Raw genomic sequence first — 13,039 nt, 5'->3', positions numbered from 1 at the left:
CTTTGCCCTCACGCAAGCCCCCGAAAAAGACCGGCGCCGCGAAAAAAGACACCGGCTCGAAAAAGAAAGCCCGGGGCCTTCCCTCGCGTGAGGAGGTGCTTGCCTTCCTCGCCGACAATCCCGGCAAGACCGGCAAGCGCGAGATCGGCCGCGCCTTCGGCGTGAAGGGCGACGACCGCATCGGCCTGAAGCAGATGCTGAAGGCCATGTCGGACGAAGGTCTGATCGCGAAGGATGAGACGAAGAGCCTCCGCCGCGTCGGCGAAATGCCGCCGGTAACGGTCATCGAAATCACCCACACCGATACCGATGGCGAATTGATCGCCCGCCCCGTCTCCTGGCCCGGCGAAGACCTGCCCCCTCTCATCGTCGTCACGCCCGATACGCGGCGCGGCAAGCGCGATGTCGACGAGCCGCCTGCCGGTGTCGGCGACCGCGTCCTCGCTCGCGTCGCGAAGTCGGAAGACGAAACCTACCCCTATGAAGCGCAGGTCATCCGCCGCGTCGGCAAAGGCGCGGAGCGTGTGCTCGGCCTCTTCCGTCTCACGCCCAAAGCCAAAACCGCACGCCTCATCCCCGTCGACAAGAAGATGCGCGTCGAATTCGAGATCGCCATCGAAGATATTGGCGACGCGGAAGACGGCAGCCTCGTCCTCGCCGAAACCATTCCCGGCAAGCGTTACGGCGTCCCCCGCGCCCGTGTCCGCGAAGTCTTCGGCGATATCGCAGACCCGCGCTCGATCAGCCTCATCGCCATCCACACCCACGGCATCCCGGATTCCTTTCCGGATGCCGTCATCGCCGAAGCCGAAGCCGCCAGGCATCAGGGCCTCAAGGGCCGCACGGATCTCCGCGACATCCCCCTCATCACCATCGACCCCGCCGATGCGCGCGACCATGACGACGCGGTCTGGGCCGCCCCCGACACCGATCCGAAAAACGAAGGCGGCATCGTCGCCATCGTCGCCATCGCCGATGTCGCGGCCTATGTCCGTCCCAATTCCGCGATGGACCGCGAGGCGCTGAAGCGCGGCAACTCCACCTACTTCCCGGACCGCGTCGTGCCGATGTTGCCCGAGCGCATCTCGAACGACCTCTGCTCGCTGATCGAAAAGGAAGACCGCGCCTGCCTCGCCGTCCGCATGGTCTTCGACCGCAACGGCAACAAGCGCGGTCATGAGTTCATCCGTGGCCTGATGAAATCCGCCGCCAGCCTCAGCTACCGCCAGGTCCAGCAGGCAATCGACGGAAACCCGGACGATGCCACCGGCCCCCTTCTCGAACCCGTGCTGAAACCTCTATGGGACGCCTACCGCATCCTCGCGAAGGCCCGCGAGGCGCGCGGCCCGCTCGATCTCGATCTCCCCGAATACAAGATCGACATCGACGAGAAAGGCGGCGTCGGCGGCATCCGTATCGGCGAGAAATTCGAATCCATGAAACTCATCGAGGAGTTCATGATTCAGGCGAACGTCTGCGCCGCCGAAACCGCCGAGGCGCAGCATCGTCCCGTCATCTATCGCATCCACGACGCCCCCTCGCGCGAGAAGCTCGTGGCGCTGGCCGAATTCCTTGCCACGCTGAACCTGAGCTTCGCCAAGGGCGAGAACATCCGCCCGGCAAACTTCAACCGCATCCTGAAAGCCGTGGACGGCACCGAGCATGATCAGATGGTGTCGGATGTCGTGCTGCGCTCTCAGGCGCAGGCCGTCTATGCGCCGGACAATATCGGCCATTTCGGCCTCAATCTTCGCCGCTACGCGCATTTCACCTCGCCCATCCGCCGCTATGCCGACCTCACGGTCCACCGTGCGCTGATCGCCGGCCTCGGCCTCGGAAAAGACGGCCAGACGGAGGACGAAACATCCTCCCTCACCGAAATCGCCGAACACATCTCGACAACCGAGCGCCGCTCCATGCTCGCCGAACGCGACTCGAAGGACCGCTTCATCGCCGCATTCCTTGAGGCCCGCATCGGCGCCGAGTTCCGCGGCCGCATCGCCGGCGTCACGCGCTTCGGCCTCTTCGTGAAGCTGAACGACACCGGCGCCGATGGTTTCGTCCCGATCTCGACGCTTGGCGGCGATTTCTACCACCACGACGAAATCCTCCACGCCCTCACCGGCGAGCGCACCGGCAAGACCTACCGCCTCGGTGATGGCGTCCTCGTCCGCCTGGAAGAATGCGTCCCCGTCACCGGCGGCATGCGCTTCACGCTCCTCGAAGGTGGCAGCGAGGGCAAACCCGCCGGGCCCCGCCCCCGTTCCGGCCGCCGCCCCACTGGCAAGGGCGGCTCCCGCCAGGGCGAGAAGAACCGGAAGCCGAAATCCTCCCCTCGAAAGCGCCGCTGACCCGGGACAAACCTGCCGCGCGGCAACCTGCCACATTTCATCCGCCGGCGATTCCAACCATTTTACTCGGACATCACCACATCGCCCGAAGTGATTGCCATGAGTATCCCGATGGACATGTCCGAGCCTCACATCTACGAGACGGCCGAGATCTCTCCCCGCCCGGCCTTCCCGGCGATCCTTCGCGGCTTCGGCGGCCATTGCCCGGCCTGTGGCACCGGCAGCCTCTTCCGCCGTTTCCTGAAAGTGACGGACAGCTGCGCCCATTGCGGCGAGGAACTCCATCACCACGAAGCGGACGACGCCCCGCCCTATTTCACCATCATGATCGTCGGCCACATCGTCGTGCCGCTCATGCTCTGGGTGGAGCTGGCCTATCTCCCGCCGCTCTGGATTCACGCCCTGGTCTGGCCCGCGCTCACCCTCGTCCTTTCGCTCTGGCTCCTGCCCCGCGTCAAGGGCTCCGTCGTCGGCTGGCAATGGGCGCTCCGCATGCACGGCTTCGACGGCGTGACCCGCGACTGACGCTGCGTCCGCCCCGCTTTCCCCTCCGCGCTGGACTTCCCCTCCCGCCAGCGTGCATCCTGTCCCCAACAGAAATTCAAGAACCGGGACAGGAAATGGCTGAGGAACAACGCGCGGCGTTTGACCCGAAGAAATCGCGCGAGCAGGAATATCGCGAGACGACGCAAGGGAAAGCCGTCCGCCCGCGCGATGCTTCCACGCTCATCATCGTCCGCCGCGACGGCGCGCGCCCGCAGGTGCTGATGGGCCAGCGCCACGCCGATCACAAATTCATGCCGAACAAATTCGTCTTCCCCGGCGGCCGCGTCGACCGCGCCGACAGCCGCATCCGTCCCGTCGAGGATCTGCGCGATCCCGTCGCCCGCCGCCTCCTCGCCCGCATGAGCGGCAAGCCGTCGGAGCTGCGCGCCCGCGCGCTTGCCATGGCCGCCATCCGCGAAACCTTCGAGGAGACGGGCCTCATCATCGGCCGTCCCGCCACCGCGCCGCAAAAGAGCAAGCACGCCGACTGGAACGATTACTTCTCGCAAGGCTTCGCGCCCGCGCTCGGCACGCTCGATTTCGTTGCCCGCGCCATCACGCCCCCCTATCGCACGCGCCGCTTCGACACGCGCTTCTTCATCGCCGATGCGGAAACGATCCAGGGCGATCCCGCGAAGGTCGCGGGCTCCGGCGAATTGCAGGGCCTCCACTGGCTCACCATCGCCGATGCGCGCGATCTTGACCTGCCCAATATCACCCGCGTCGTCCTCGACGAACTGGACGAGCGCCTCGCTCTCGCCACCGCCGCGCAGGCCAGCCGTCACGTCCCCTTCATCTATTTCCGCAATGGCAACGCCATCCGCGATGCCATCAAGGATTGACGCAGTGACCGTTCAGCCTCCGGTCGCGCGCGGCATCCGTCCGCGCGACGCCGCCAGCCTCGTCCTGATCGACACCGCGCAGCAAGGCGAGCCTCGCATCCTCATGGGCCGCCGCCACTCGCGCATGAAGTTCATCCCCGACGCTTTCGTCTTCCCGGGCGGCAAGCTCGATGCGGGCGACCTCCTCGCGAAACCCGCCACGCCCTTCACCGGCGAAACCGCAAGGCGGATGGAGCGCGCCGCTTCCGCCCGCGTGAAAGCGCAGGCGCTCGCTATGGCCGCCATCCGCGAAACCTTCGAGGAGACGGGCCTCATCATCGCCGGCCCCGGCCATGTCGGCGCGCAAGCCGGCGCCGGCTGGCAGCCCTTCCTCGAACGCGGCCTCGCGCCCCGTCTCGACCTGCTGGAAATCATCGCCCGCGCCATCACGCCCGCCTCGAGCCCGATCCGCTTCCACGCCCGCTTCTTCGCCGCCGACGCCGCCGCCGCAACCGGCGAGCTGCAAGGCAGCGGCGAACTCGAAGACCTCGGCTGGTACACGCTCACGGAAGCCCTGAAACTTCCCGTGATAGACGTCACCGAATTCGTCCTCAACGAAATCGCCCGCCGCCACACCGGCGAAACCCGCCCCCGCATCCCCCTCTACTGCTACCGCAACGACAAACCCGTCGTGCGGGGATAAGGTTTACACACGTGTTGACATGAGAATTGCAAGATCATGCAATCAGCTAAATGTCTTACTCACGGTGATTTAAAACATGGATGACTCGGCAACCCTTGTTGAGATTCCCGCACTCGCGGCTGAACGAATAAAAGCAATAGAAAGCTACACTCAACTTGAATACGCGCTTTCAATGCTAATTGCGACAACCCTCAATATCGACCACCGTCAAGCCTTCACCATCATTTCTCGAATGGTCAATGCGAGGTCGCGTTGCGCGTTAGTCAGCGATATGATTGCTCTGTCTGACATAGCCGAATGCAGGCCATTCTGGCGGGGAATTGAAAAGATAATTACCGAGATAGATGGTGTTCGAAATAAAATTGTTCATTGGATACAGGCGAGCACTAACGGCCCACTCGATAGCGACGGGAAACAGACCGTAGCAAGCTACTATTTGATGCCGTGGAAAACATTCAACTCAGCTGGTTCAGACAAGCTGACAATTGAGGACATTAGAGAATATTGCGTCAAGGTAGGCACAGCGTCTAACTGGGTTTCAATGCTGTCGGGATATGCGCTTGCAAACTCCGAGATACGCGCCGCCGAACGTGCCGTTTTTACAAAAGCTCCGACGCCTGAAAGTTCGGAGGAACTCCAGAAGATTATTCATAATTTGATTGAGAAGCAGAATGAGAGTCTCCGGAAAAGCGACTCATCTTCTTCTAATTCTTGAGAAACGCTCAAAACCACTGCCCCGCTCTGGATACCCAGACTAAGTCCAGACCTGATTTTTTAGGTTTGGCGATCCCTCCGCACCTCCACATACAAAATCTTCCCACCCTCCCCTGGGGGGAGGGTCGAAAAATTCGCAGAATTTTTCGGGGCGGGGGCGCCGAAGTGCGGCATATTCCAAACGCACGGCAGATTCCACCCCCCAAAAAAGAAGAAACGATGCAAGCCCCCGACGCCCCCCTCACCCCCGCGGAACGCAGACGCAGCCTCGTCGCCGTCATCGCCTGCATCTCCGTCGTCGGCATGGGCCTTGGCGTGTCGATCCCGCTCCTCGCCCTGATGATGGAGCGCAATGGCGTCCCCGCTTCCATCATCGGCCTCAACACGGCCATGCCCGCGCTCGCCACCTTCCTGTTCACGCCCTTCATCGCGGGACTGCTCCGCCGCACCTCGGCCATCTCGTTTCTGCTCGCCTGCATCCTCCTCTCTGCGCTCGCGATGCCCGCTTACTATCTCTTCCCCAATGTCTGGCTCTGGTTCCCGATCCGCTTCCTGAACGGCCTCGCCTTCACCGGCCTCTTCGTCGTCAGCGAATTCTGGATCAACACGCTGGCGGAGGAAAAAAACCGCGGCCGCCTCATCGGCATCTACGGCACCGTCCTCTCTTGCGGTTTCGCGTCGGGGCCCGTCATGCTTTTCCTCGTCGGCACGGAGGGCCTCGCGCCCTTCGCCACCACCGGCGCCCTCATCGCCGCCGCCGCGCTGCCTCTTCTCCTTTTCGGCCGCGGCCTCGCGCCCAGCATCACCGAAAAGCCGAGCCACGCTTTCACGACCTTCCTCGTCGCCGCCCCCGCCGCCACCATGGCGGGCTTCGTCTACGGCGCGACGGAGACCAACATCTTCAACCTGCTGCCGATCTACAGCGTCCGCATCGGCATGACAGAGCAGACCGCCGCCTTCGTGCTGTCGATCTTCGCCGCCGGCAACATCCTCTGCCAGATCCCGATCGGCCTCTGGGCCGACCGTGTGAACCGCCGCTTCGTTCTTCTCTTCTGCGCCACGGTCGGCCTCCTCGGCAGTCTGGCCATCCCTTTCGCCGCCGGCTCGCTCTGGCTCTTCGCGCCGACGCTTTTCATCTTCGGCGGCGTCGTCGCCGGTCTCTACACGGTCGGCCTCACCCTGCTGGGCGAGCGTTTCCGGGGCGCCAACCTCGCCTCCGCCAATGCCGCCTTCGTGATGATGTATTCGACCGGCGCCCTCATCGCCCCGCCGCTCTCCGGCGCCGCCATGGACCTGTGGGACCCTCACGGCCTCATCCTCGCCATGGCCGCCATCTGCGCCCTCTATGTCGCGGTGGCAGGCTGGCGCTATGTCACGGCTCCCCGTCCGGTCCTGCCGGAGGACTAGCGCCCCGGCGCGCCGCCATGCTTGCATGGAGCAGGAGGTATCCAATGACGCCAACCATCACAGCATTCGAAGCGTCGCCGGATCGCGGCCGGGGCCTCGCGCGCGACACGCGCATTCGCTGGGCGCTCGAAGAAGTGGGCCAGCCCTATGAGGTCCGCCTTCTCTCCTTCGCCGCCATGAAGGAGCCCGCGCATCTCGCGCTCCATCCTTTCGGACAGATCCCGACCTACGAGGAAGACGGGCTCGTCCTCTTCGAATCCGGCGCCATCATCCTCCACATCGCAGAGAACCATGCGGGCCTGCTGCCGGAAGACGCACATGCAAGGGCCCGCGCCATCGCATGGATGTTCGCCGCGCTCAACACGGTCGAGCCGCCGATCGTCGAGCGCGAAGCCACCGGCTATGCCGAGCGCGACAAGAGCTGGTACGAAGCGCGCCTCCCCCTCCTCGACGCCCGCATCCATACAAGGCTCGGCGAACTCGCCGCCCGCCTCGGCGATGCGTCCTGGCTCGACGGCCCCTTCAGTGCCGGCGACCTCATGATGGTCTCGGTGCTGCAAAGGCTGAAATCCTCACCCCTCCTCGACAAACACCCCGCCCTCAAATCCTATGTCGCCCGCGCCGAAGCCCGCCCCGCCTTCCAGCGCGCCTTCGCCGCCCAACTGGCGGTGTTCGAGGGACGGAAGGAGGGGTGAGGGGGCAACTCCCGTCAGCGCACTGCGGCTGTGGCCGTAGCCGTGGCGCCTTGGGCGGCCTTGTCTATCGTGTCGGCGACGATCTTCGGCTGGGTCATGAAGACCGCGTGACTGGCTTCAACCTCGGTGACATCGGCGCCGATCCTTTTGGCCATCGTGCGCAGCATGCGCTGGTCGAACGCCTTGTCCTCCGTGGCGATGACGGCCCAGCTCGGCTTCGTCCGCCACGCAGCGTTCTCCAGCCTGCTTTCAAAGGCCGACAAGGCGATGGGAACCTGGGAGTCGCGCAAGAACGCGGCGTCTGCGTCGCTGGCATCGGCGGCGAAGCCGGCTTTGAACAGCTCGAGGTTCAGGAACCCGAATCCATCGCCATGGGCGTCGATGACGAATTCCGGCGGCGTGGTGAAGCCTTCATATTGCTGCGCCGTCGTCTCGCCGGCATCGGGCGACAAGGCCGAGACATAGACCAGCCCCGCGACATTCGAGTGGACGCCCGCTTCCGTGATGACGGTTCCGCCCCAGCTGTGGCCCACCAGAATCGTCGGACCGTCCTGCCGGTCCAGCACACGGACCGTCGCCGCAACATCGTCGGCAAGCGATGTCAGAGGATTCTGCACGATGGAGACGCGATATCCCCGCGCGGTCAGATCGTCATAGACGCCGCGCCATCCCGAGCCATCGGCGAAAGCGCCGTGCACCAGCACGACGTTTCGGACCGTCTGGGCGTCGGGAATGGGCTGCGAAGGCGCTGCCTGTACGTTGCTCATGAGACTGGCGGCGATCGCCAAAGCGGCGGTGGTGCGGATGGTGTTGGCCATGGTGTTGGTCCCTTTGAACTTGCTAAGGAGCCAATTGTAGAAAATTTCGCTCGAAAGGTGCTTTCGAGTTGTTCTTTTGAATTTACATATGAAATTATTTTCCGGAAAAATTTGACCGAAACCGTCTAAAATAGAGTGACTATATGAAAGATTCTTCCAAGGGCGGTCTGGACCGGATCGATATGAAGATTCTGCGCGCTCTCCATGCGGATGGACGGCTGACGAATGCGGAGCTCGCAGCGCGCGTGGACGTCAGCCCCGCCACATGTCACCGGCGGACGCGCCGCCTCTTCGATGAAGGCCACATCACCGGGGTGCGGGCGGAGGTCGCGCCCGCTTCGGTCGGCCTGGGCGCCCTCGTGATGGTCGGCGTCATGCTCGACCTTTCCACGCCTGACAGCCGCTCCGCCTTTGAAAAGGCCGTGCTGAAGATGAAGGAGGTCCTCGATTGCATCCTGGTGGCGGGTGAGTTCGACTATTTCCTGAAAATCCGCGCTCGCGACATGGCCGATTTCAACAAGCTGCAGGGCCAGACCCTGATCGCCCTCCCGGGCGTCCGGAACACCCGGACCTTCTTCGTCATGAGGGAGGTCAAGGAAAACGCCCCACTCCCCTTCTGACCAGCCTGCCCGGCTCCGGCACGCAGACGCGGATGAAACATCCGCTCACCCGTTCGGGTGGGCTGTCGTCCATCGTCCCGGCGCTCGAACCTCACCGACAAACACAGCGTAAGACGTAAACCGAATAAGCCATCCTCAGTTTCGCGAATGGCCGTGCTTCGTCAGCACGCCGGAAGATTGACAGCCAAACCGCCGAGCGATGTCTCCTTGTAGATCTCGTTCATGTCTCGCCCGGTGCGGTTCATGGTGGCGATCACCTTGTCGAGCGAGACCGAGTGCTGGCCGTCGCCGAGAAGCGCGAGACGCGCCGCGTCGATGGCCTTGATCGCGCCCATGGCGTTCCGCTCAATGCAGGGAATCTGCACCAGCCCGCCGATTGGATCGCAGGTGAGGCCAAGATTGTGTTCCATGCCGATCTCGGCTGCGTTTTCGATCTGACAGGGCGTGGCGGCCAGCACGGCCGCCAGGCCCGCCGCCGCCATCGAGCAGGCCACGCCCACTTCGCCCTGACACCCGACTTCGGCACCCGAAATGGAGGCGTTGCGCTTGTAAAGCGCGCCGATGGCGGTGGCCGTGAGAAGAAAGCGTCGCCGGCCTTCCTCCGTTCCCTGGTGGAAGCGGTCATAGTAGCGCAGGACCGCGGGAATGATGCCGGCCGCGCCATTGGTAGGCGCCGTGACGACCTTTCTGCCGCATTCTCTTCATTGACCGCCAGCGCCCAAAGGTTGACCCAGTCCATCGCCGCGAGCGGATCGGTCACGTTATGCTCCGCTCTCGCCGCAATGGCGGCATGCACCTGGCTCGCGCGGCGCTTCACCTTGAGGCCGCCCGGCAGCTCGCCGCTCTCCAAAACGCCGCGATCGATGCAGGCATTCATCGCCGCGAGTATCTGGTCGAGGCCAGCATCGATCTCACTGTCAATTCGCCAGACACGCTCGTTCGCACGGGTCAGCTCGGCAATATCGAGCCCGGTGCGTGAACAAAGGCTGAGCAATTCCGCCGCGCTCGTGAAGGCGTAAGGCATTTCGATGAGCGGGGTGTCGTTGCCCCGGGCATTGCTGCATATCTGGTCCTCGTCGCTGACGAACCCGCCGCCGACCGAGAAATAAGTCCGTGTACATATCACTTCTCCTTCCTCGTCGAAGGCCGAGAATGTCAAGGCATTGGGATGCTGGGGAAGACGCTCGCGTCCGCTCCAGATCAAATCGCGGCGCTCGTCATAGGCGATCTCATATTCGCCGCCGAGTCTGAGTTTGCCGAGCGCCCGCACGTTCGACACGAGCGTGCCTGCCTGATCCGGATCGAAAGTCGCGGGATTGAATCCGGCAAGCCCAAGAAGAACGGCCGTATCCGTGGCGTGACCGCGGCCGGTCAGGGCGAGCGATGCATAAAGCCGCACCTCTACCCGCCGGGTCCTCGGCAAGGCGGGCCCCAGAAACTCCACAAAACGCCCCGCCGCAGTCATCGGCCCCATCGTGTGGGAACTCGACGGACCGACACCCGGTTTGAAGAGATCGAAAACACTGATGTTCATGATCCCGATTTCAGCCCTTCTCAACCGGCCGCGACATCGCGTCGTTGCGGGAAAGACATTCGAAAAGACGGGCCGTCAGAGCCGGCCGGGCGGCATCGGTCGCACAGGCCGCAAGCGGTGCGAGTATCGCGATCTCGGCGGCGCGCAGAAAATCTGCGTCGCCGGAATCGCCGCAGGCCCATTCATAGAGAGCGCCGAGATAGCCCGCATATATCGCCCTTCCGAGCCGCTCCGGATCGACGCCTGCCGAAATCTCGCCGTCAGCCTGGGCCTGGGTCATCGCCAGGATCGGAATCTCGGCAATGTCGCGCCCGAGATGCGTGCCGTCGAACAATACGCGCGGAATCCGCACCAGCAACTGACGGTAGAGTTTCGCGTCCCCCGTATAAAGCTCGGCCGATATACGCGCCGACTCGAGCGCGAGTTCGATGCCGGTGGCCGCGCGCGCATTGAGCGCCTCATCGAGCTGCACCAACGCCCGCTTGATCACCGCGAAGCCGACCGCCTCGAGACCGCCGATCAGGTTGTAGATGGTCTGGGGCGCCACTTCGGCGGCGGCGGCAATCTGGTTCAGCGAGACGTTCTCGATTCCGTGTTCGCGCCAAAGGTCGGCGGCGGCCGCGACGATCTCCGCCTGCCGGCGCGCCTTGCCCCGATCTCGCAGCGCCGTACTTGACATTAGAATTGATTCCATCTTTTTATATGAACCTATTTTTATATTCTACTCTAATATTAGAGCTGGGCAAGCATGACAAGAACCGGGATCGACCTCCGCAGCGACCTGATGACTCCGGGCTCTGCGAAGGTCGCCGCCGCGATGCAAGCTGCCGCCCTGCGGCCGCCGGCGATGGGACATGGAGAAGACCCCGACGAGCGGGCGCTCATGGAGTTGATGGCGGCAGAACTGGGCGTCGAGGCCGTGCTTTTGGTGCCAACCTGCACGATGGCCAACCAGATTGCGATCCGGCTGCACCTGCCCGAAGGCGGCCGGCTTGCCTCCTCGGCGCTCGCCCATGTCGTGACGGTCGAGGATCGCGCCACCGCGCTGACCGGGGTCGCGAGGCAGGTTCTGCCCGACGAGAACGGTCATCCCTCGCCCGCCGCCGTCGCCGGCTTCCTCGCGGAACGCGCACCCGGCGAGGCCACGCTCGTCTGGCTCGAAAACACGCATATGCTGGCGGCGGGCTCGGTCATGCCGACGGGCTGGCAAAGCGACATCGGCGCGACATGCCGCGCGGCGGGCAGCACCCTCCATCTCGACGGATCGCGACTCTGGAATGCGGCCGTAGCGCAGAACGCGCCGCTATCCGTCTTGATGGCTGGCTGCGATACGGCGGCGATCAGCCTCAACAAGGCGATCGGCGCGCCTGTGGGCTCGGTGCTCGCGGGATCGCGCAGCGAGATCGACGAGGCGCTACGCTGGCGGGATGCCATGGGCGGCGGATGGCGTCCGATCGGCGCTATCGCGGCCGCAGCGCGAGCAGCACTCGAAGGCTGGCGTGACCGGCTCGAAACGGACGCGGCCATGGCCAGCACGCTTGCGCGCGCGATCGCCGGCCGGCTTGGCGATCTTGCCGTCCAGCCCGCGCAAACCAACCTCGTCTTCCTGAACAGACCCAGCGGCGACGCAGCGCAATTCGTCGACAGTCTGGCGCGTCACGGCGTGCAGGTGCTCAAGTTGACGCCGGCATTGGTGCGGCTGGCGATCCATGGCGGCGTGCGCGTCCACGAGGTCGAAACAATCGCGACGGCTGTTGCAACGGCCGACACAGAGCTGGCGGCGACGCGCGGCGCGTGAAGCTGAGGGCTCAACACTGATCGGCGTATGAGCTGATCGCCATTGTCCGCTTGGCGCTAAGCGGACCTCCCCCAGCCGATACGACCAGAGACCCGCAAGCGTGATTGAACACCAATCGGGAACCGGCTAGATTTCACCGTCTCCAGCGGAGGATTTCGCGTGATGCCCGGATTTATCGACTGAATTGAGGCCCGTCCGGCCTTGTCAGGAAAGCGTGCCGTCCCGAACGGGATGAGCCGCGGGACAGTCGATTCTTCCGATCCATCCTTCGCGGGGGCTCACCCGATGGCGTATTTCCGCAATCGCACCGTCAACCTTCTCAATCTTCACTACTGGATTCACGCCGTCGCCGCCACCGGCGGCAGTGCTTTCTTCGTCACCTATCTGTTGAAGGCGGGCGTCCCCGCTCCGACGGCGCTCTCCTCCTTCGCGCTCATCCTGCTCGGGCGCTTTCTCATCCGTCCACTGATCGTCCCCCTCACTATGCGCTGGGGCATGCGCACCATGGTCATCGTGGGCACGCTGCTGACCGCCTTCCAGTTTCCCCTCCTCGCCGAGGTCGATGGCGTCGGTTACATGCTCGTGGCGCTCATCGTCGTCTCCTCCGTCGGCGACACGGTCTACTGGTCGACCTACCACGCCTACTTCGCCACCCTTGGCGACGACGAGCGTCGCGGCCACCAGATCGGTGTCCGCGAGGCGGTCACCGCCCTTGTCGGCGTCGTGAGCCCGCTCATGACCGGCCTCCTCCTCGTCACCTGGGGCCCCCGCGCCGCTTTCAGCCTCGCCACGATCTTCTGTATCGCCTCCGCCCTGCCGCTCCTGCGCACGCCGGAAGTTCGCGTCGCGTCCGCCGTCTCCGGTGCCTTCAGGGCATCGATCCCCGGCATGCTGCTCTTCGTCGCCGACGGCTGGATCATGGCGGTTACGTCTTCGTCTGGCAGATCGCGCTCTTCACCTCGCTGAACGAAGACTTCCTTGCCTATGGAGGCGCGCTCGCGCTCGCCGCCATTATCGGCGGCATCGGCAGTC

Annotated in this window: 12 protein-coding genes and 1 pseudogene; 10 read left to right on the top strand and 3 right to left on the bottom strand. The window is 64.1% G+C overall.

Annotated features, from left to right (window positions below; genetic code table 11):
- Positions 1 to 2 precede the first annotated feature (2 nt).
- From rnr to PLAV_RS14340, 7 genes are all read left to right on the top strand, one after another.
- A complete protein-coding gene (gene rnr, locus PLAV_RS14370; protein WP_012111752.1) occupies positions 3 to 2,351 on the top strand; it encodes a ribonuclease R in 2,349 nt (782 codons plus the stop codon).
- A gap of 99 nt (positions 2,352 to 2,450) precedes the next feature.
- Positions 2,451 to 2,876, top strand: a complete 426-nt coding sequence (locus PLAV_RS14365) for a DUF983 domain-containing protein (RefSeq protein ID WP_012111751.1) — start codon at positions 2,451 to 2,453, stop codon at positions 2,874 to 2,876.
- 95 nt (positions 2,877 to 2,971) lie between these two features.
- Positions 2,972 to 3,739 (top strand): NUDIX hydrolase, encoded by a 768-nt coding sequence (locus PLAV_RS14360; RefSeq protein WP_012111750.1) that lies wholly within the window; start codon positions 2,972 to 2,974, stop codon positions 3,737 to 3,739.
- A 4-nt stretch (positions 3,740 to 3,743) separates the two neighbouring features.
- Complete coding sequence (locus PLAV_RS14355) at positions 3,744 to 4,421, top strand: NUDIX hydrolase (protein WP_012111749.1); 678 nt, start codon at positions 3,744 to 3,746, stop codon at positions 4,419 to 4,421.
- Positions 4,422 to 4,497: 76 nt separating this feature from the next.
- Entirely contained in the window at positions 4,498 to 5,136 is a 639-nt protein-coding gene (locus PLAV_RS14350; RefSeq protein WP_012111748.1) for a hypothetical protein, read from the top strand.
- Positions 5,137 to 5,354: 218 nt separating this feature from the next.
- Positions 5,355 to 6,542 carry an MFS transporter gene (locus tag PLAV_RS14345; RefSeq protein WP_041536033.1) on the top strand — a complete coding sequence of 396 codons (1,188 nt, stop codon included), beginning with the start codon at positions 5,355 to 5,357 and terminating at the stop codon, positions 6,540 to 6,542.
- A 44-nt stretch (positions 6,543 to 6,586) separates the two neighbouring features.
- Positions 6,587 to 7,237: a glutathione S-transferase family protein gene (locus PLAV_RS14340; protein WP_012111746.1), complete on the top strand. Its 651-nt coding sequence runs from the start codon at positions 6,587 to 6,589 to the stop codon at positions 7,235 to 7,237.
- A gap of 14 nt (positions 7,238 to 7,251) precedes the next feature.
- Here the strand turns inward: PLAV_RS14340 and PLAV_RS14335 are convergent, their stop codons facing one another.
- On the bottom strand, positions 7,252 to 8,055 hold the full coding sequence (locus tag PLAV_RS14335; protein WP_012111745.1) for an alpha/beta fold hydrolase: 804 nt from the start codon (positions 8,053 to 8,055) through the stop codon (positions 7,252 to 7,254).
- Positions 8,056 to 8,198: 143 nt separating this feature from the next.
- Here PLAV_RS14335 and PLAV_RS14330 point away from each other — a divergent pair, with 143 nt between their 5' ends.
- Positions 8,199 to 8,675, top strand: coding sequence for an Lrp/AsnC family transcriptional regulator (locus tag PLAV_RS14330; protein WP_012111744.1), 477 nt, complete (start codon positions 8,199 to 8,201; stop codon positions 8,673 to 8,675).
- Between the two features lie 161 nt (positions 8,676 to 8,836).
- On the opposite strand, the pseudogene PLAV_RS14325 reads toward PLAV_RS14330, so the two are convergent.
- Both PLAV_RS14325 and PLAV_RS14320 read right to left on the bottom strand, forming a co-directional pair.
- A pseudogene (locus PLAV_RS14325) lies at positions 8,837 to 10,209 on the bottom strand (L-serine ammonia-lyase).
- Between the two features lie 10 nt (positions 10,210 to 10,219).
- Entirely contained in the window at positions 10,220 to 10,888 is a 669-nt protein-coding gene (locus PLAV_RS14320; protein ID WP_143710232.1) for a TetR/AcrR family transcriptional regulator, read from the bottom strand.
- 69 nt (positions 10,889 to 10,957) lie between these two features.
- On the opposite strand from PLAV_RS14320, the gene PLAV_RS14315 reads away from it, so the two are divergent.
- Positions 10,958 to 12,007, top strand: coding sequence for a threonine aldolase family protein (locus tag PLAV_RS14315; protein WP_012111742.1), 1,050 nt, complete (start codon positions 10,958 to 10,960; stop codon positions 12,005 to 12,007).
- A gap of 285 nt (positions 12,008 to 12,292) precedes the next feature.
- Positions 12,293 to 12,973: an MFS transporter gene (locus PLAV_RS14310; RefSeq protein ID WP_012111741.1), complete on the top strand. Its 681-nt coding sequence runs from the start codon at positions 12,293 to 12,295 to the stop codon at positions 12,971 to 12,973.
- Positions 12,974 to 13,039 lie beyond the last annotated feature (66 nt).

The sequence above is a fragment of the Parvibaculum lavamentivorans DS-1 genome (genome assembly GCF_000017565.1).
In the GTDB taxonomy this organism is placed as follows: Bacteria; Pseudomonadota; Alphaproteobacteria; order Parvibaculales; family Parvibaculaceae; genus Parvibaculum; species Parvibaculum lavamentivorans.
The sequence above is the reverse complement of the archived record's forward strand: the minus strand, read 5'-3'. Positions and strand labels throughout refer to the sequence as shown.